This window comes from uncultured Methanobrevibacter sp. (assembly GCF_902770715.1).
Lineage (GTDB): Archaea > Methanobacteriota > Methanobacteria > Methanobacteriales > Methanobacteriaceae > Methanocatella.
This window is the reverse complement of the sequence record NZ_CACXTS010000015.1, coordinates 1-22,580: the sequence shown is the minus strand read 5'-3', so window position 1 is coordinate 22,580 and position 22,580 is coordinate 1. Positions and strand designations below refer to the sequence as shown.

Genomic DNA, 22,580 nt, shown 5'->3' with positions numbered 1-22,580 from the left:
TTTTAAAATTTATTAACAATTAAAAATATAAATAAAAGCAATGCTAGTTTTAAAAAAGGTTAAAAAACAGTGGAGATTATATCCTATAGGTTCGCCGAAAGGTGCATTAAATCATAAAAGGGAACCTGAATTTGTTGGAAACATTAAATTTTCACATGACGGGGATTCATTATCCATCTCCAGATTTGTAGCGGATTATAATTTCAATGACAACTCCACATTAAATGAAAAGCTCATGCCTCCGGGTGAGGTTATTAAACTTTTACGTTCACAGGCTGTTTTTTTAGCAACACCCGATGAAAAGGTAGAGAAATTTTTAAAATCCCTCAATATTAAAGTAAGAAAGACTCAAGTTTGCGACTTTTGTGCTTATGAGGGAAATATTACAATAGTCAATTCATCTTATTCTTACAAACATAATAATCAGTTGATTTGTAAAGATTGTGCTTATGATACAATCAAACAGGAAATTAAACTTCAGGGATTTGATAAAAAGATATTCAGAAACTTAAAAGGCACTTTGGAAAAGACCGGAAGTTTGGAAAAAACTTTGTCTGTCCTTGATCCTCATTTTGACCCTATAAAAAACAGGAATCTGACGTTATTTGATAAAACCAAAAAATCAAAACACATCATTCCTCCGGTAGATATGAAACGCCTTAAAATTCCTAAAGACTTTAAACAGGTTCTTTTGGACTCAGGCAACACCAAATTATTGCCGGTTCAGTATCTGGCCATTAAGGAAGGGCTTTTAAAAGGTGAGGATTTGCTTGTTGTAAGTGCAACAGGTTCGGGTAAGACTTTAGTTGGAGAGCTTGCAGGAATCACAGAGGCACTGAAAGGCAAAAAATTCATCTTTCTGACTCCATTGGTTGCTCTTGCAAATCAGAAATATCGCGATTTTAAGAAGAAATATCGAAAATTAGGTTTAAAAGTAGCGATTAAGGTTGGAAGAAATCGTGTAAAAGCGAAAGGTGAGTTAAAACTTCCTGATTCTGATGTATCTAAAGCAGATATTGTTGTTGCAACTTATGAGGGAATAGATTATCTTTTAAGGAATGGAAATTCCAAATCTTTATCAGGTTTGGGTGTCGTTTTGATTGATGAAATTCACATGATTGATGATGAAGACCGTGGTACCCGTTTAAATGGTTTGATTAAACGTCTAAAGAATTTATATCCAAAAACCCAAATAATCGGTCTTTCCGCTACTGTCAAGAATCCTGAATTTTTGGCATCAGAATTCAATATGAAACTGGTTCAATATTCAGAGCGACCGGTTCCGCTTGAGCGACATTTGGTTTATGTGAGAAACGAGTCTCAAAAACGTCATTTGATGAGAAATCTTGTTCAAAAGGAGTTTCATACCAAATCCAAGAAAGGCTTTAGAGGCCAAACTATCATATTTACAAATTCAAGGCGTAAAACTCACCAGATTGCCAATTATTTAAACAATAAGAGGGTTAATGCTCAGGCTTACCATGCAGGTTTATCATATTATAAGAAGGAAAAAATCGAAAAGGACTTTGACAGGGGAAAAATTTCCTGTGTTGTAACAACAGCTGCTCTTGCTGCTGGTGTTGATTTTCCGGCATCACAGGTAATATTCGACTCACTTGTAATGGGAAACAAGTGGATTAATCCAAATGAGTTTTCACAGATGTTAGGCCGTGCTGGAAGGCCATCCTATCACGACAGAGGTATTGTTTATCTCCTGCCGGAAGTTGGCAATGATTTTGCAGGCGAATCCGAAGAGGCAAAAGCATTGGACCTTTTGGAAAGCAATCATGAAGATGTCTATATTGAATATGATGAAGAGTCTGCTTATGAGCAGATTTTGGCAGATATTTCATCCACTTCAATAAAATCGGTTGATGCGTTAAATAACTTCTATAAGGATATTGATGTTCCTGTTTCGCTAAAAATAGCTGCTGATGAAATGGAAGATTTAGGTTTGATAAGTATTTCAGCAAACAATAGGCTGGAAGTTACAAATTATGGAAGGGCAACATCAGTTTCATTCTTATCAATTGAAGAGGCAGAGTTCATCAAAAATACTTTAAACGATAAGGAATATCTGATAAGATATGTCGGTCACTCCCCAATGTATAGGAAGAAGGAAAAGTATGATAAGCTTAAAGTATTGATTTTGGCTATGGCTTTGGATTTGGAAATGTTTGAAAACGCATACCTGTCAAGCGTTGTCCACAATCAGATTTCAAACGCTTTAAAGATTAAGTTTTCAACAAGATTATTTGCAGAATCCACTTTGGATATCATATCCTCGGGTGAAGCTATTGAAAAAGTTGACAAGAAATTCCAGGATGCTTTGATTGCACTTCAAACTGATTTTATGCAGTGCAATTGTCAGGATAGGCCATTCTGCAGTTGTATGCAAAGGGGAATTTCGGAAGTTATCCTTAATGAGAGGCTTAAAGGCAAGGATCCGCAGGACATTTCAAATAAGCTATTCAGAAAATATCAGATTCAAGTCTATCCGGGAGATATTTTCTCATGGCTGGACAATCTTGTTAAGAACTTGGATGCAATCAAAAGAATATCAAAATCATTTAATAAAAATAATATAGTTAAAAAGACTAACTATTTAATTAAGAAAATAGAAAATGGGTGAAATGCAATGTATGCAGAAGATAAAATCTTAGTTGGATGTAATGAAAATGAAAATGTATTTTTATTACCGAAAATGGCTAATAGGCATGGTGTAATCGCTGGAGCAACAGGTACTGGTAAGACAGTGACTTTAAAAGTCTTAGCGGAATCCTTTTCAGATTTAGGAGTTCCAGTATTTTTAGCGGATATGAAAGGAGATGTTTCAGGGCTTGTAAAAGTCGGTGCAACAAACGATTTCATTGCAAAAAATGTTGAAGACTTCTCTCTTGAGGAAAAAGGATTTAATTTCCATGAATATCCTGTTGAATTTTGGGATTTGTTCGGTGAAAAGGGTATTCCTATAAGAGTAACACTCTCTGAAATGGGGCCTATGTTGCTTTCAAAAATATTGAACCTATCTGAAGCGCAAGAAGGTGTTTTAAATATTGTATTTAGAGTGGCAGATGATGAATCCCTTTTAATCATTGATTTAAAAGATTTAAAAGCTATGATTAATCATGTCGTTGAAAATAAGGATCAATATGAAGGTCAGTATGGTGCAATTTCTCCTAAATCAGCCAATACCATTTTAAGAAGTTTAATCGCATTTGAAGACCAAGGCGGAAACCTATTCTTCGGTGAACCTGCTTTGGATTTAAATGATTTCATGCAAGTTGACGATAACGGCAGAGGGGTTATTAATGTTTTGGATGCTCAAAAATTATCCCTGTCACCGGAAATTTATTCTACATTCCTGCTTTGGATGATGTCCAGCCTATATCAGAATTTGCCTGAAGTTGGAGACATGGAAAAACCTAAATTCGTATTCTTCTTTGATGAAGCTCATTTACTGTTTGATGAGATTTCACCTGAATTCGGTAAAAAAATCGAACAGATTGTAAGGCTTATCAGATCAAAAGGCGTTGGATTATATTTCATATCACAATCTCCTGCAGACATTCCGGATGATATTTTGGCACAGCTTGGAAATCGTGTACAGCATGCATTGCGCGCTTACACTCCAAAAGACCAAAAGGCAGTTAAGGTAGCAGCCGAAACATTCAGGCCAAACCCTAATTTCGGAACTGCTGAAGTAATTTCCAATTTAGGAACCGGTGAAGCTTTAGTATCCACTTTAGATGAAAAAGGAGCACCAAATGTTGTAGAGCAAGTTAAGATAGTGCCTCCTCAAAGTCACATTGGAGCCATTGATGATGAATTGCGTAAGCAAATAATTGATATTTCCCAATTCAAATCCAAATATTGGGATGCTGTTGATCCAGAGTCTGCTTATGAATTATTATTAAATAAAATTGATTCAAATCCGAATATTGAAAGTGAAGTTCCTGCAGCTGATAAGGAAATCATTGAGGAAGTCAAAACCCAAAAACAGGAAGCTCCTCAAGAAGCACCTCAACAACAGCAAGGTTCTGTCCTGGTGGATATTTTGGGTACTGTCATTGCAAGTCAGACAAAAGGCAGCGGAAAAAGAGCTAAAAAATCAGAACCTCAAAAGATGGTTGAAAGGGCCGCTTCTCAAGCAATGAACACTGCCGCCCGTGAAGTTACCAAAGGAATCATGAGAGGAATATTCGGACAAATGAAATGAGGCGATAAAATGGCACATCCTCACGAAAAAGCAATTTCCAATATGGATGCATCCTCTTTGATAGGAATCATCGAAGAGTCTAAAATGACTTATGTTCGTGAAAACTTAAGCATATTCCTGCATGAAAGCCAGATAAAGCTTTTAAAAAGAGTCAAAAAGCATGAAAAACCACATCACAAAAAAGTTAGAATCAGAGAATATGAAAAGGCTGAAAAGGATGATTTGTTTAACATGCATTTGGGACTATATCTCAATAAATATAAGAAACTTGAAAAGAACGGTTTGATTGAAATCGATTTAAATCCTGACAATGGCTTGGCTTATGACTGTTTCTTAACTTCTAAAGGTATTGAAATTCTGGATGAAATTTCCGGCTTAGAAAAGGAGTGGGAAGAAACTGTGGGCATATGTGAAGAGGATAGGGAAGTTTTAAAGAGATTGGCTCTCGACTCTTTTGAGATTTCATACAAACACAAGAAAAAGAAAGGTTTTATATTCTAAAAAACTTGTAATCCATAGCTATTGAGTCATATGCATTCTCAACATTCTCAATAGCCTCTTTTCTATTTTTAAAATAATACAGGTGACTTTCACATTCACAATCTGAACATCCGAAGTCCTTAATCCCAATGGTTTTTGTTGCCAGATATTGTGATAATTCACATTCTATTTTTAAATTTGATTCATTGTAAATCACATCAGTAATCTTAGCATTTTTCAAAAGATAGTCGACATGCCAATGGAGCTTCTTTTCATTACTTAAATGTCTATTAATTCGTGCACTTAAAGAATTCATGGCAGATCCCACATAGACGTAATAACCTTCTTTAAAGGTGGTTTTTCCAAGTTTTTTGCCAATTTTGATTGTCTTTTTATCATTCATGCTAATTATTAAACAGTAACATCCTTTCATTTTATCTCTTTATACTAACTTGATTATTTATAATATGAATTTTATATATACTATTGATTAAACATTTTTGGAGGATATTATTTTGTTTAAGATTAATAAAGGATTGTGCTTCCTTTCGATAATATTGGTATTATTGATTATTATTCCTTCAAGTTTTGCTCATGAAAACGCTACTGGAGTAATGATTGATGATGGAAGTTCAAATCCACTTGAAATTAATGAAGATGCTGAAATAATCAAAGATACCAGTAAGGATTATTATTTCAATGCATCCGCAGCAGATGATTCGGGTGATGGTTCAAAAGACAATCCCTACAAATATTTGACTGCCGATAGGATTAAGGCCAACGCTAATGTTTATTTGGCTAATGGGGAATATAATTTGGATAAAGTCAAATCAATAGAGCAGGTCAATTTCATAGGCTGTAATGCCAATCAAACAATCATAAAATTTGATGGTGTTGCATTTAGGGCTTGGAATGCAATGACTTTAACAAATTTGACCATCAGTGATGCTACTATAATGAATTATGCAACTTTAAATGCTACAAATACCATATTTGCTCATGGTTCCGGCAGTAATAAGGATAGCTACGGAAATAATTTTGGCGGGGCGATATACTGTCCGTATTATAGCGGATATACTCCTGCAGTAAATATTAAGAATTGTACATTTATAGATAATTATGCTGAATATGGTGGTGCAATCTACATGGATGGCGGTAGTCTGGACATAATCGATACCATGTTCATTAATAACTTTGCATATAACTTTGGCGGTTCAATTGCTGGTGAATATGGGGTTAAAATTAATATTACACGGTCTAAATTTTATAATTCCTATTCATTGGCTGATGCAGGTGGCGCAATCTATATTAGAGGTTCCACTTTAAAAGTGAATGATGTGGAAATAGTCAATTCATCCGCTACATTTGGAGGTGCAATCTCTTCTTTATTAACTGATGTTAGTCTAAATCATATAGTTGTAAATGATTCTGTTGCCAAATGGGATGGTGGAGCGATTTATCATATGTATGGTAATTTCACATCTTATTATGGTAATTTCATTAACAATTCAGCAAACAACGGTGGCGCATTATTCATTGATAATTCCACTAATTTCTTTTTGAGAAATAATGTCTTTACAAACAATAATGCTAATATGACTGCAGGGGCAGTTTATTCTATCTGCAACACATTCAAAGGCATGTCTTCCATTAGGCAGTATAATAGGTTCAATGGAAATAGTGCATTTTTCCGAAATGATGAATATTCAATATCCTCTATAAATTTAACAATAGGTAATGGAAATTACACTATGTACAAAAACAATGTCTCTGAAGTTACAGATTTGCCTTCATACTACAGTTTACGTGATTTTAATTTGCTTACAATCCCAAAAGACCAGCAATCTTCCGGTAACTGTTGGGCATTTGCATCAATTGCAGTTTTAGAGTCCGCTATTTTAAAGGCTGGTGGAGAATCTTTGGATTTGTCTGAAGAGAACATGAAGAATCTCATGGCTCAGTTTTCAGATTACGGATGGGATATGGAAACCAATGAAGGCGGTTATGACCGTATGCATATAGGTTATCTTACAAGTTGGTTAGGTCCTGTCAGTGATTCTGACGATGTTTTCGATGATCATGGAACATTATCACCAATATTGAATAGTGTAATGCATGTTCAAAATGTTCTATTCTTAAAAAGGGATAACTATCTTGATAATGATGCAATCAAAAAAGCTATTATGAAATATGGTGCCGTTGGAACTTCAATGTTATATGATAGCAACTTCTTCAGATGGGAAGGATATTACTGCTGGAGTACCAGTTCATCAAACCATGCTGTAACCATTGTAGGATGGGATGATAACTACTCCAGAGATCACTTCTATGGGTTGTCTCAGGATAAGGGTGACGGTGCATGGATAGTAAGAAACAGTTGGGGTCCTAATTGGAAAGACAACGGATACTTCTATGTATCATACTATGATGAAAAATTAGCTCAACCGGGCAAAGATAATATTGCATATACCTATATTCTGAATGATACCATGAGATATGACAGAAATTATCAGTATGATATTGCTGGTGAGACTGATTTCTATTATAATGGAGAAAGTACTCTTTGGTATAAAAATATATTCTATGCTGAGGATAATGAATTTTTAGCGGGAATATCAACCTACTTTGAAAAGGAAACCAATTGGACAGCATCCGTTTATGTAAATGGTTCATTGAAAGAAGTAATGGAAGGTATTTCCAATCCTGGATATTATACATTCGGTTTAGATGAGTTAATATATTTGAATTCAAGTATTGATTTTGAAGTTGTATTTAAAGTAAGTCGTCCGGATGTTGTATCGTTCCCTATTTCAGAACATGTGTCACTTAATAAATTGAGTTACAAACCTGGAATTTCTTTCATAAGTTTGGATGGTGAAAATTGGGTTGATTTATTTAATCATTCTGGATCTTATACAGGCCATACATATTCATCTCAGGTGGCTTGCATTAAAGCGTTCACAATATTAAATGAAATTGACACAATCACTAACTTGGTAATTGATTATGACGGTTTTAATCCGGTTAATATTACTGCTACTGTAATTGATCAGTATGGGAATCTGTTGAATAATGGAAATGTCACATTTAATTTAAATGGAAGCGAATTTGTTGTTAAAGTAACCAATGGAATAGCTAAAATAGCCCACAGTTTTGCAAATGGGCTTAACTCCATATCCGCTACATTTAATGCTGTAGGTTATAAATCATCTGTTGACACTTCTGAAATTCAAATTTCATCTATTCGAACCATCCTACTGGCTGATAATATTGTTATGAGCTATAAGGATGGAAGCGCTTGGATTGTTAAGTTGATTGATAATATGGGAAATATGCTTGCTAGTGGAACTACAGTGAAAATCGGCATGCCGGGAAAAGTTTATAGTCTCAAAACAAACGATGAAGGTTTGGTTACATTACCTATAAACTTCAAACCTGGTGTTTACCAGTTAAATGCTACTTTTGAAGGCAATGATAGGTATGAATCATCATTCATCAATGCTACCGTAACAGTAAACAAAGCTTCAGTTACCTTATCCGCCGATAATATTGTTATGGATTATAAGGATGGTACTGCATATCTTGTCAGGTTAACTGATGCAAATAATAATCCAATTGCAAATGCTGCAGTTGCAGTTACTATCGGTAAATCTACATATAATCGTATCACCGGTAGTGATGGTGTTGCCAACTTGCCTATTAATTTAAGAACAGGCAATTATACAATATCTGCTAAATTCAATGGTAATGCTATGTACAATGGTGATAATATTACTAATACTATTACCGTTTTAAAAGTAACTCCAGTGCTCACTTCCAGTAATCTTGTGATGTATTATAAGGATGGCAGTGCTTATGAAGTAAGTTTGGTTGATAATAACGGCAGGCCAATTGTTAATGAAGTCGTTAAGTTTACAATATGTTCCGTAACTTATAATATCAAAACAAACTCTGATGGAATTGCAAAATTGCCGATAAATTTACGTGTAGGGGAATATATAATCACCGCTGCTTTTGGAGATTCATGTTATGATTATGTAAGGGTAAGCAACACAATCTCTGTAAACGTAAAGGCATCCATTAAGGCAGATGATGTTAATATGACCTATAAGGATGGAACTTCTTATGATGTTCAATTGATCGATGATGGTGGCAATTCTCTTGCTGTGCCGGGTGTAACTGTTAAATTTAACATTGGAAGCGTTTCTTATAATATTAAGACTGATTCAAATGGTGTTGCTAAATTGCCTATTAATTTAAGGCCGGGCAACTATACAATTGCTGCACAATATGTTGATAAGACAATTGTTAACAGCATCATAGTAAACAGATAAAATTAAGTTTTAAGCTTTTAAAGCTTATCTTTTTTTTTATTTTTTTAATATTAATTTATTAATTTAATATATTTTTAACTTATCTTTTTTTAATTTATTTTCAAGTTCATTTGAAATCTTTATATATGTGTGTGGATAAAAATATGCTTAATATAATATATGTTTAGGTTGATTAAATGAAATTGAATAAATTTATTATGATAAGTATAACAATATGTCTTGTTCTGCTTTCATTAGGTTCTGTTTCAGCTAATGATGTGGATGATGCCAATCAAACAATGGCTTCTGATGCACTTGAAGTTGAAACAGCTGCCGTAAGCGAAGATATAAGTGTTGTACAAGAGATTGAATCTTCAGATAGTGAAGAATTGGATTCCAGTTTGGATGATTCTGAGTTTCAAACAACTTCTGAAGAGATAACGGTAAATGATTGGAATGATCTTCAGTATTACTGTTCTCTTACAGATAAGGATTATGTTTTGAAATTAAAGGAAAATACTAACTATTATCCTGATTCTGTTTCAGATTCAAATTATCAGATTATAGTTAAGAATAATGTGAAAATTATAGGGAATTCTGGTGCATATATTGGGGATACTTCACCTAATGCTGGAAATATCACTTATACTGCTATTAAAACAGATGATGATTCTGGTGTAGGAATCACTATGGAAAATGTAACCTTTAAATGGATTGGAACCCGCTATCAGCCTGATGGTGTGTTCCTGCAGATGGGAGGTAATGTGGATTATAATGCATTTATAAACTGTTACTTTACCAACATTTCAACTAATTTAGGTCATTCAAGTATACTTCATATTAAGAAAGGTAATGTTGTCATGACTAACTGTACTTTTATCAATTGTACTACTGATTTTGGTTGTTTGAGTGTTTATAATCCTAAGGATGATCCTACTGGTACATGTACTCTAGCATCTATGGAAGTAACTGATTGTTACTTTGAAGGTAATTATGCTAGAACCGAACCTGGTTGTATTAATAACTGTGGTATACTTGTAGTCAACAATAGTACTTTCTATAAAAATAGTGCTTTCTGGTGGGCAGGTGCTATACATACTCATGGTGGTGCCAATACTACTATATATGATTCCGACTTTATAGATAATGTTGCAGGTTGGAATGGTGGTGCATTGTATACCTATAGTTATCTACAGATTTACAACACTAGGTTTATAGGTAATAACTGTACTACTAATAATGGTGGTGGAGCTATTGGTGCCTGTAAATACCTACATGCCCCATACATACACATTGAGGAATGTCTATTTGAAAACAATGAAAACACTTGTTGGGGATTAGATGAATTGTCTACTTCAGGTACTGGCCGTGGAGGAGCAATATCCTTAATGGATGAAGGTGGTCTTGAAGTATATAATAGTGTATTCATTAAAAACAGTGCTTCTATAGGTACTGCTATCTGTGCTATTAATGGTGGTCTTACATACGGTTCTCCTGATGTAAGGATTGTAGGAAACAGGTTCATTAACCACACCCGTATCGGTGACGTATTGGATGTTAGAGTAGCTACAGGTTCAGTTGCAGAAATAAGGGACAATTACTATTATAATAATTCCTTGGTATATGAGAAACTTAAACTTACAGTTGACGATCCGGTTAATGGATATGTAACTTTCCATCTTGATGCCAGTTTAAAAAATCCAACTTCTTTTGATGCGGATATTTTAGATAAATCAGACTATGATGTTTATATAAATGGTGTTTATAATACTACAGTTTCAAGCAGAACATTCACACTATTCTTGGGAAAAGGCAATAGTGCCAATGTTTATGTAATGCCATCTATATCAGACAGTAAAAGTAACGAAGTTTTTGCAGGTGTTGCAAAAAAATTTATTTATGTATCACCATCAGGTAACGATGCGAATAATGGGTCAACCAGAAATGTCCCAGTTAAGACATTGGCAAGAGCAATTGAACTTGCAAGGACTACTGAAAATATTGTGATTATGGGTGGAACATTTAACGAAGATAATTTGACAATTAATTACAATTTGACAATAACCGGTGAGAATGGTGCAACAATAACAGTTACCGGCCAAGGATTTACTATTACAGATGGTGATGTCAAATTTGAAAATCTCATCTTTAAAAATTGTAAATATGGGTCAAGTACTAAAAATAGACTAATTACACAAAGCAATTCAGGATTTTTAATAATTGAAGATTGTATTTTCGAATCAAATGAATATAAAACACATATTGAGGCCAGCGGTATTCTTCAAGGTCAAAATTTACAATTCATTAAGAATAAAGATGGTTCAGTAATCAAATCAGATTCACTATACCTTAAATCATCAGTGTTTATTAATAACACAGCAACCTATTCATTATCTAAAGGTTTAGTGATGTATAAATCTTCAACAACCAAATTAGAAGTGGAAAATCTAACTTTTATCAATAATGTCGTTAGTGCAGGTTGTATTGACGTTAAAAAGAATAAGGCAACAATCACTGACTGTACATTCATTGGAAACAGCATATCCACTTCAAGCAATAAGGGATCAGCAATATTGATTGAAGATAGCTGTTCAGTATTGATCGAATCCTCTAAATTTATCAATAATAAGGATATGGGCAAATATTCATCAGTCATTTACATTTCATCAGGTACTTTAGTAATCAGAGATTCTATTTTAATTAACAACTCTTATGAAAATACTAATGGAATAGTAATTAATGGTGGTGAAACCTACCTTAAAAAATTACAGGCTCATAATAACTGGTGGGGAAATACTCCGGATAATTTAACTAAACCTGCTTTAAAAGTATATGGTGTATCAAATCAATTGCCAAATGGATGGGATCCTGTAAAAACCTGGTTAATATTAAATGCATCAGCTTTAAGTAATGAAATTGAACTTAATCAAATGGCTTTGGTTCAATTCTCCTTCAATCAAATCGATAATGAAGGTAATGTAACTTATTATGACGGTTTAAAGTTACCAAGTTTTGATTTAGCATTAACTGCCGTCAATGGAACCTGTTCCAATCAAAAAATAATCGTGGAAAATGGAATTGGACAAACCTATTTCACTTTAACTAATATGGGTCCTTCTTCTCTTACTGGGTCATTCAATGGTATTGATTCCACTATCAATTTCACATTCAAGAAATCAACCCCTGCTTTATCAATTGTAGCTAATAATATTAGCGTAGGTCAAACCGCAAAAGTTGTTGTTTATGTTCCATCAGATGCAACAGGTAAAGTCGTGCTTAAAGTGGGAAGCGTTACCAAAACAGCAACCATTTCAAACTCAAAGGCATCATTTTCAATTACAAATCTTGCTGCAGGCACTTATGATGTGATTGCAAATTATACCGGAAATGAAAAATACGCATCCACTATTGAAACAGGCAGTCTCACTGTTAATAAATTTGAATCCACAACAGAAATTTCACTTGGTGCTCTTGAATTAGGTGAAGACGTTACTGTTAATATTGCCGTTACAAGTGGAGCAACAGGAACTGTTGATGTATATTACGACAACGGTAATCCGCAAACAATTAATGTAGGCGAAAGCTATACAATTAATGCTGTCACTAGAGGGGATCATGTAATCAGAGCTGTTTACAGCGGAGATTCTAAATACTTGCCAAGTGAAGATGAATATGTATTTGAAGTGGGCAAGTTGACACCGACACTAACTGTTGATGTTCCGGACATAACCTATGGTGAGGATGCTGTCGTTACTGTTACTTTAAATAATGGTGCTACTGGAAACGTGACAGTAACAATCGATGGAAAATCAAATACTTCAAGTATTGTAAACAAAGTAGCTGTTGTCAGACTTTCCGGAATTGATGCCGGAAACAATAAATATGTCGATGTTAGCTATAGCGGATGCAATGATTATAAAAATGCATCAACTAGCAAAACATTTAATGTAGCTAAAGCGAATATTGATTTCACAATCAGCTCTAATAATATCATGCTGGGCAAAGATGCTGTTGTGCAGATTGTATTGCCTGCAAGATGTGGAGGAACTTTAAAAATATCTGGAATTAGGACAGAAACCAAAAATGTTCCTACATCAGGTGTAGTTACATTGACTTATGAAGATTTGGATGTAGGATCTTATACTGTTAAGGCTACATATACTGGAAATAATTATAATACTAAAACAAAAACTACTAAATTCAATGTTCTAGATTGGAATCAACCACAATGGGCGAATGAAGGTGGAGATATAGGACGTACAGGTAAATCCACTTATGACAGTAATGTAAACGGTGAAATTAAATGGTCTGCTTCTGTTGAGGAAATTACTGGAAACTTGGCTATTGATAGTGAAGGTAATATATATGTAACCACTGCAAATGCAATATATTCATTTGATGGCAATGGAAATCTCAGATGGACTTATGAATCCACAGCCGCTGGAGATTATTTCTCAGGAATTGCAATCAGCCGTGACATAATTATCGCACCAAAAGTTAACGATACTTTGTATTTAATCAACCAGTCAACAGGTGCAAGATATGGTCATGCCAACTTATATCAAGGATCAAGCTATTATTCTCCGGTAATTGACTCCAAGGGTAATGTTTATATTGCGGGTCAGGGAGATGGAAACAATCCTAATTTAGTCATTATTCCTTACAAAATTTGGGAAAATGGTGGTAATCCTACTGTAATTTCATTAGGAGGCAATCCTGTTGCTGCTCCAACAATTATGGGCGATGGTATTGTTGCTGTTCCATGTGACAATGGTCTAAAAATCGTTGATGTTTATTTAAATGAGATTACTGCTTCTATTGGTGGTGTAATTTCTAATGGATATGCCGTTGCTGATGAGTATGGTATTATTTATTCATTCCTTGGAGCGAATATTGTTGCAAGAGATAATTCAGGTTCTTCAGTTTGGAGTAAAAAAGTCACAGGCGGTGTTGGAGAGCAATTGTTCTTAGATTCTGAAATTGGAATATATTCAGTCAATGCTAATGGCGAGTTATATCTTTATGATATTTTTGATGGAAATGAGTTAAAGTTTTGCAATCTGGAAGTCACTTCAGGAATTCTAATCGGAAATGACAATAATCTGTACTTTGCATCTCATAATTATCTATATGCATTTGATTGTGATGGAAACGTATTATGGAAGGCTAAATTAGGCGGAGATATTGTCGGAACTCCAATAATGGATAATAATGGAATAATCTATGTTACTACATCAAACAAAGTTTATGCATTGATGGAGTCTAACCTAAAGGCATCCGGCTTAACAGTTTCTACTCAAAACATTGATATAGGAAATGATGAAACAATTACCATTTCATTGAATGAAAATGCTACAGGTACTGTAACTATTGTCGTAAATGGTCAAACTTACACAGAAGATGTAATCAATGGAAACATAGTTAAAGTAATTTCCAATCTTCCTGCAGGCACTTATACTGCAAAGGTAACCTACTCTGGGGACATGAGATATTCCTCACTTACTAAATCTCCTAAATTTACAGTAGCTAAATTGGATCCAAACATGAATGTGACTGCTAATAACATTAACTATGGTGAAAATGCAGTATTCAATGTGGTATTGCCTAGTGATGCAACAGGTACAGTTTCAGTTACTGTCGGAACCAAATCAGGTTCTGCAACCGTAAGCAAAGGGCGTGCGACTATAAGCATTTCTGGCTTAACAAAAGGGGATTATTCATATACTGTAACCTATTCTGGAAACAGCAAATATAGTTCAGATACAAAAACCAGTACCATATCAGTTGCTAAGACAGAAACAACATTCACTGTTACCCCAATAGGCAACATTAATGTTGGAGATTCCGCTAATTTCATAATTTCAGGATTGCCTTCCGATGCTAATGGTATTGTTACTGTAGTGGTGGGCGATGCATCTAATTCTACTCAGGTGAATAATGGTGCTGCAAGCATAATCATCACAATGTTGGCTGAAGGAACTTATAACGCTGAAATAAGCTATTCCAATGATAACAATTACATGGCGGATTCACAGAATATCCAATTTAGTGTAAATAAGATTACACCAACCATGTCAGTTTCAGTTTCAAATATCAAAGTTGGTGCAAATGCTGTTTTCAAAGTTACTGGTTTGCCTTCAGATGCAACAGGAAAAGTAACTGTAACTGTTGATGGCATTTCCAAATCAGGTACCATTTCAAATGGTGCAGTCACAATTAAAATTGCAGGATTGACAAGCGGAACTAAAACTGCCACTATAAGCTATCCTGGAGACAACAAATATCAATCTGTTAGTGTCACAAAGACTTTCAAAGTAAATAAAAATACCCCAACAGTCACTGTTAACTATAATACGTCAGTTTATGTTGGAGATAGCGTTGATTTCAATATTGTATTGAACTCTGATGCAAGCGGAACAGTCACAGTGATTGTGGATGGTAAAACAGGAATAGGTGAGGTTGTTAATGGTGAAACAACTGTCACTATTGCAAGTCTGTCTGAAGGTACTAAAACTCCTCAAATCTCTTATTCTGGAGATGGAAAATATAATTCAGCAACCCCTTCCGCTCAGAATATCATTGTAGTCAAAAGGGATAGTGAAATTACAGTTAATCCTATTGACGATATATATGTAGGGGAAAATGCAACCTTTGACATCATTTTGGCTCCGGATATGGCAGGAGATATAACTGTAGTTTGTGGAGATAACTTCAATGAGACTTACGCTGCTAAATCTAGAGTATCAGTAACTATTCCAGATTTATCATATGGTACTAAGAATATTGATATAATCTATTCAGGAGATACTAAATATAATCCGAAAACTGTTTCTGCTACTGTTAAAGTAATTAAGAATCCAGCTATCGTAACTGGTTCTAATTTGGTTATGAAGTATAATGATGGTTCAGCTTGGACTGTTACATTAACTGATGCTGGCGGCAATGCTATAGGCAATGTTGGCATTCGAATTGGTATTGTAGGCAAGGTTTATACAATTAATGCTGATGGAAATGGTGTGGCTAGTCTGCCTATCAACTTAAAGCCAGGCACCTACAATGTAAATGCAACATTTGAAAATGATGTATATAAATCCAATATGGTAACTGCTAAAATAACTGTTAACAAGGCAACTTCCAAATTAACTGCTAAAAATCTCGTAATGAAGTATAATGATGGTTCTTCCTGGTCTGTTACTTTGAAGGATGGTACCGGTAAGGCCATTAGCAATGCAAATGTTGGCATTGGCATTCTTGGTAAGGTTTATACTTTCACTACCAATTCCAATGGTGTTGCCAAGTTGCCTGTTACTTTGGCTCCTGGAGTTTATGATGTAAATGCTTCTTTCGCTAATAGTAATTATGTATCTAGTTTTGTCAGTGCTAAAATTACTGTTAATAAGGCAATTTCTAGTTTAACTGCAACTAATCTTGTAATGACATATAATGATGGTTCTTCCTGGTCTGTTACTTTGAAGGATGGTACTGGTAAGGCCATTAGCAATGTGGCCGTTGGTATTGGCATTGTAGGTAAGGTTTATACTTTCACTACTGATGCTAATGGTGTTGCCAGATTGCCTATTACTTTGGCTCCGGGCACTTATAATGTTAATGCCACTTTCAATCATGCCAGATATGAATCCAGCTTTGTCAGTGCTAAAATTACTGTCAATAAGGCAAATCCTACTTTAGCTACAAATAATCTTGTCATGTTTTATAAGGATGGATCATCATTTAAAGCAACTTTAAAAGATAATAAAGGCAAAGCTATTGCTAACACTGCTATTAAATTCATTATCCTTGGCAGAGCATATACTGTTGAAACCGACGCTAATGGTGTTGCATCATTAGCAATCAACTTAAAACAAGGCACATATGATATTTCAACAAAATTCGAAGGAAACAACAAGTTTAATGCAGTTGAAGTTACTAACACTATTACAGTTAAAGATTCCGGCATGTCCATTTCAGCAAATGATGTAAATATGGTCTATAAAGACGGCAGCAGCTATGATGTTCAATTGATTGATAGTAAAAACCAGCCTGTTGCTCTTGCCAACGAAATTGTAAAAATCACTATCGTCGGCAAAACATATGACATCAAAACTAATGGAAATGGTATTGCAAGCTTGCCTATTAATTTAAAGGCAGGCACTTATACTGTTACCGCTGAATATAATGGCAAAACAATATCAAATACTGTAACAGTAAACAGCGCATAAAAACATAAATTGTTTTAATAGGACTTTCATGTCCTAACTTTTTTTTATTTTTTTATTAATATTTCTTTCTAAAATGCTCATTATTCATTTCTTTTTAATAAATTGAAAAATTTTAAATAATTATTTTCATATATATATTAGTAATATTCAAGTTTACTGAATATTATAATAATTGATAAATTATAAAGGAGATTTTAATTTTGAGATTAAATAAACTTTTATTGGTTAGTTTAATTTTGCTAGCCATTTTGACTTTTGGAGCCGTAAATGCGGCTGATGATGCAACTGTTGATAATTTAACGGTTGCTGATGATGGAGGAAGTTATGAAATAGCTTCTTCTGTTGAAGAAATAGAAGTCGATGGTGATATCGCTACGGATGTTTCATCAAGCGATAATGCTTTCGATGATAATGTAAATGATAATTCAAATGTAAAACTTGGTGCATCAAGTGATAATGATGTGCTAAGTGATGATTATGAGATTCTTACTCCTAATGATTTCCGTGAACGTGGATTTGATAGCGGTACCGTTTGTACTGGAAATTATAAACTTGAAGGAGTATTTAGTGCTGATGAGTTTCCTTCATTCATGTTCATTGATGGAGGTTGTGTTATAGATGCTAGTGAAGCTGAATTTCAGGACATTGGAATCATCTTACAGGGTGATGTGCAACTTAGTGGACTAACCCTCACATCTTCAAAATATCTGGAAGATGTAGATAATGGAATGAGTCCGGGAGCAATTGTTTATGTAACTGGTGATGACAATATTCTTGATGGATTGACTGTTAATTATGCTCCAACTCCTGATGGTGATGCTTATGGTATTTATGTTGAAAATGCAAATAATTTCCAGCTTTTAAATTCAAATATTGAATTCACTGGTTCAAGTGTTGAGGAATATTATGAATATGCAATGAGAATTGCTGAATCTAATGGCGTTTTGATAGAAGGAAATACTCTTATAGCAAATCTGCCTATCTTACCTGTGGATTATAATAAGGGGGAACCTGGTCTTCAAACAGATTTGGTATTAAACACTGGACTTAAATCAGTTGATGGTTTGGACATTATTGACAATACATTCATTGCTAATGTAGTTGACCGTTATGGTGATTTCCCAACTCTTGACTGTGTAATGATGGAATCCTGTGATAATGTTAATATAATAGGAAATACATTTGAAGAAAGTGATTTTATCACTCCTGAAGGTGAAGCAAATTACTTAAACGTTTTGGATATGTATTACTCTAATACTGTTTTAGTAAAAGGAAATAACATCAGCGTTGAAACCACTGGTGGTAGTGAAAATGCAGGAACTTCCTATCCTGTTCAATTAACCGGACCGTATGAAGGTGTGGTAATTGACGGAAATAATATTTATTCAAATTGCGGTGGACCTGCATTAGGAATATATTCACAAAACTATTATGGTGATACTGAAATCACTGTTCAAAACAATAATATTGATATAACTGGCCTTCCTACTGACCACAGTTGGGGATTGGTATCAGGTATTGAATTGCAGGACAATGTTGCCCGCGTATACAACAATAACATTGTAACCAAATCCGTTACAGGTAGCTATGAAGATGGTATGAATATTTACGGTATAAGCTATGCTCAAGCATTAAACGACGACCACAATTATGATATTCGAGGTAATACAATCGAAACTGAAGGTCAATATACAATCTATTTGTTAAAAGCAGAGGATACAACAATTACCGATAACTATTTAGTCTCATCTACTGGTGAGGGTGATGACACTGTTTATATTAATGATGCTTCAGGTAATACCATTATTGAAAACAACCATGGTGCTAAAGAAGAAGTTGAACCATTCTACGGTGTTGTAACTGCTGAAACATTTTCAGATTTCTTTAATAATGGAGTATTGCGTGATGAAATTCCTGAGGGAGCTACTTTAGACTTCCAAGGCCAATTCATAAGTACATCCAGCAATTCATATGCAATGGAAATTAACAAACCTGTAAACATTATTTCCACTACTAAAGATGTCTACATTGATTTGGACGCTTCATCCTCAAACCGTTTCACTGTTAGTTTCAATGGTTCTGGAAGTAACATTAGTGATCTTTCATTCTTTAATACTCAATTATGGTTCTTTGGTGCACATAATTTAACTATTAATAACATGACCTCTATTGCAAGAGGTAAGGAAATTGGTTCTGGTGTCGGTGTTGTTGCATTCAGAGGCGGATCATCACATATCAAAGTTACAAACTCTTACTTCTTAACTGAAGATAATGGCGGTCACTCTAACTTTGTATTGACCAATGCAAGTTATGTTAGTGTTGATAACTCATCAATTATAGGTAGAGGAAATGTTGGAAACTTGATATATCTTAACTTATATAACCTTGAAACCATGCCTGAAGGATGGTTCTTGCCACAATTGCTTCAAGCTATTGCAAAAGGACAAATTACAGTCAATGACCACAACAACTTTACCAATTGTTATATCCAAGGTCCTGATACAGCTTTAGGAATTTGTTACTTATTCGCTAGTCAGGGTAACGGTTTCAACAGATTTGAAAACAACACTGTAATTTACACAGGTGCAGGAATACAATCTTTCGGTAATGATGGTGTCATTAAAGGAAATACTTTCATTGGCTGCGGTATTAATGCTCCTGGTGCAAGAACAGAAGTAACTGATAACAATATTACAGGTAATGTAGGCATAACTGCAGGCGGTACTAATGTAATTACTGGAAATACAATTAATACTACTTCAGATTATGCAATTTCTTTAGGAAAAACTAAAGACAACACTGTCACTGATAATTATTTAATTAGTAATGGTAAAAAAGGTGATGGAGCTGTAAATTTAGGTACAGGTTCAGGCAATCAGGTTCATGATAACTTGCCTGTTGATATTATTTTAAGCGTTCAAAACTCTACAATTTGGTTGGGTGAAGAAAATTCTGTCACAGTCACTATTGCAGGTGCTGGTGAAGTAACTATTAAACTTAACGGTGTTGTTATTGCTACTCCTACTTTAACTGATGGCGCTGTTACTCAAACTATTCCTGCTAGTGATATTGTTCTTGGTGAAAACACTATTGAAGTTACCTACAGAGGATTAACTAATTCAACTACTTTCACAGCTGAAGAAAATGCTGTAGAACCTACCAATATTGTAACCCAAGAAAACTTCTTTGACTTCTTTGATGCTGATGGTTTCTTGTTAGATACTGTCGAATTCGATGAACTAATATTCAGTGGTGAATTCTCTGATCTTATTTCCGATAACTATATACTCATTACAAGGCCTATCACTATTACTGGTGACAATGCTGTATTAAATGATATGGGAATTTGTATTATGGCACCTGATGTAAAATTAGACCAATTAACTTTCATTGCAGATGATTTTGTTGTTGATGAAGGAATTGCTGGTGGATTGATTGCTGCTGATGATAATTCTGACGGTTTTGAATTGACTAATTCGGATATTTCATTCACCACTGGTGCGGAAATGGGTGTTGCTATTGATATTAAATGTAATGATGCTAAAATTTTAAACAACTCAATATTCTTTGAAAGCCATGTAACTGATGATTCACTGCTTTCAGTTGCTCTTCAAATGGTTGATGCTGGCAATGCTTTAGTTGATGGCAATATCATTACTACAAAATTGCCATGTGTATATGTAAATAACTATGATGAGGATTATTATTTGATGGGTTCAAATAATGTAAATCCTGTAAGACTCAAAGACTGCAACAACCTTGTATTTACCAATAACTTTATTAATTCAACAACTAATGACTATTCAGCTGATTTCCCTACAATTCAATCTATTTATATCATTGGTTGTAGTGATTCTTTAATCGACCACAATGAAATATACATGATTGATGAAATGACTCCTGCTGGAATGGACAATTATATGTATGGAATAGACTTTGGCCACAATACCAACGTGACATTCTCATATAACAATTTCATAATGTCTACTAAAGGTGGTCAGGATCAACATGGTACTGCATATGCGTTCCAAGGTGTCGAATCTGAAGTAATCATTAAAGGAAACAACATTACAAGTGTGTCTAATGGTCCTAACTTGGGTATTTATGTAGCAAGTATGTTCGGTGGAGATTCAAAACTTTTAATTGAAGATAACTTCATTAATGTCACAGGTTATGCTTCATCTACTGGTAGTTGGGCATTAGTTTCTGGTATCGAAATCCAAAACGGTGATGCAAAAATCTACAATAACACAGTTTATACTTATAATGTAGGTGATTATGAAGATGGCGCTTATATGTACGGTATAAGTTACGCTCAATGGATGTATGGGGACCGTTCCTTTGATATTCAGAACAACACAGTTTACACAGAAGGTAAATACACAATATCTGTAATCAATGCAACTTTCTTAAATGCTGAAGGAAACACCTTATATGCTCATGAATTATCTGGTGATGATTCAATCAATCCAGGTAATTGTACAAATGTAACTCTTAAAGAAAACCTTCCTCCTAGAGAGTTAACCAATATTGTAACTAATGATACTTTCTTCAGGTTCTTCGATGAAAATGGTATATTATTAGACACTATTGAGTTTGATGAGTTAATCTTCCAAGGTGAATTCTCTGATTTAGTTAACACTATAATCATTTCTGATGAAATCACCCTTACAAGCGATAATGCTGTTTTAAACAACATTGCTTTATACATCACTGGAGATGATGTGACTGTAAACGGATTTACCTTAAACGAAAATGATGCTAACTTCACCAATAACGGCGGTGCTGCTCTTTACGTAAGCGGTTCTGATGTCACATTAGACAATGTATCTGTGACTTATAATGCTCCTAGTGAAGTGGAAGCAAAAGCAATCTTCGCTAACGGCGCTGAAAACTTCGCTTTAATCAACTCTGAAATCATCTTCACAGGTGCAAACCCAGGATCCAACCACTATCGCGGATTAGAAGTACGCAACAGTAATGCAGCTAAAATAGACAACAACACTATCAGCGCAGTCTTACCTGCTGTCCCTGTTGCCTTCAGTGCAAGTGGAATCGACCAAGATTTAGTTTTAGCTGTCGGTATACAAGGCGGAGAAGATGTTGAATTCACCAATAACATTGTAAATGTTAACACTAACGGTGCAGTCGGTAGTTACCCTACTATTGATGCAGTAATGATTCACAGTGCTAATGACCTTTTAGTCAAAGGCAACAACATTACTCATATGGACACCACTACTGAAGACGGTGCAAGATACTACTACAGCTTAGACATATACAGCACAACCGGTACTGTAGAGGCTAACAACATTATTGTTAATACTACTGCTGGTGTTGACCGTGCTG

Annotated in this window: 7 protein-coding genes; 6 read left to right on the top strand and 1 reads right to left on the bottom strand. The window is 34.6% G+C overall.

The window, feature by feature from the left end:
- Positions 1-40 precede the first annotated feature (40 nt).
- Genes QZU81_RS05855 through QZU81_RS05845 form a run of 3 tightly spaced genes read left to right on the top strand, consistent with a single transcriptional unit; the run spans position 41 to position 4,720 of the window.
- Positions 41-2,632, top strand: a complete 2,592-nt coding sequence (locus QZU81_RS05855; protein WP_295590271.1) for a DEAD/DEAH box helicase — start codon at positions 41-43, stop codon at positions 2,630-2,632.
- A gap of 6 nt (positions 2,633-2,638) precedes the next feature.
- Positions 2,639-4,219 carry a helicase HerA-like domain-containing protein gene (locus tag QZU81_RS05850; protein ID WP_295590266.1) on the top strand — a complete coding sequence of 527 codons (1,581 nt, stop codon included), beginning with the start codon at positions 2,639-2,641 and terminating at the stop codon, positions 4,217-4,219.
- A 9-nt stretch (positions 4,220-4,228) separates the two neighbouring features.
- Positions 4,229-4,720, top strand: a complete 492-nt coding sequence (locus QZU81_RS05845; protein ID WP_295590264.1) for a hypothetical protein — start codon at positions 4,229-4,231, stop codon at positions 4,718-4,720.
- Here QZU81_RS05845 and QZU81_RS05840 read toward each other — a convergent pair.
- The gene (locus tag QZU81_RS05840; protein ID WP_295590262.1) at positions 4,710-5,132 is read right to left on the bottom strand and encodes a DUF123 domain-containing protein; all 423 of its coding nucleotides are present in this window, start codon (positions 5,130-5,132) and stop codon (positions 4,710-4,712) included. The two genes, QZU81_RS05845 and QZU81_RS05840, sit on opposite strands and share 11 nt — an antisense overlap.
- A gap of 82 nt (positions 5,133-5,214) precedes the next feature.
- On the opposite strand from QZU81_RS05840, the gene QZU81_RS05835 reads away from it, so the two are divergent.
- From QZU81_RS05835 to QZU81_RS05825, 3 genes are all read left to right on the top strand, one after another.
- Positions 5,215-9,033, top strand: coding sequence for a C1 family peptidase (locus QZU81_RS05835; protein WP_295590260.1), 3,819 nt, complete (start codon positions 5,215-5,217; stop codon positions 9,031-9,033).
- A 176-nt stretch (positions 9,034-9,209) separates the two neighbouring features.
- Complete coding sequence (locus QZU81_RS05830; protein WP_295590257.1) at positions 9,210-17,231, top strand: Ig-like domain repeat protein; 8,022 nt, start codon at positions 9,210-9,212, stop codon at positions 17,229-17,231.
- A gap of 200 nt (positions 17,232-17,431) precedes the next feature.
- On the top strand, positions 17,432-22,580 hold a 5,149-nt coding region (locus QZU81_RS05825), incomplete at its 3' end, for a right-handed parallel beta-helix repeat-containing protein (protein ID WP_295590254.1).

What these genes read in the sequence shown, in the direction of transcription:
- QZU81_RS05830 (WP_295590257.1), top strand. Translation starts at nt 9,210, where the DNA reads ATGAAATTGAATAAATTTATTATGATAAGTATAACAATATGTCTTGTT.
- QZU81_RS05855 (WP_295590271.1), top strand. Translation starts at nt 41, where the DNA reads ATGCTAGTTTTAAAAAAGGTTAAAAAACAGTGGAGATTATATCCTATA.
- QZU81_RS05840 (WP_295590262.1), bottom strand. Translation starts at nt 5,132, where the DNA reads ATGAAAGGATGTTACTGTTTAATAATTAGCATGAATGATAAAAAGACA.
- QZU81_RS05845 (WP_295590264.1), top strand. Translation starts at nt 4,229, where the DNA reads ATGGCACATCCTCACGAAAAAGCAATTTCCAATATGGATGCATCCTCT.
- QZU81_RS05850 (WP_295590266.1), top strand. Translation starts at nt 2,639, where the DNA reads ATGTATGCAGAAGATAAAATCTTAGTTGGATGTAATGAAAATGAAAAT.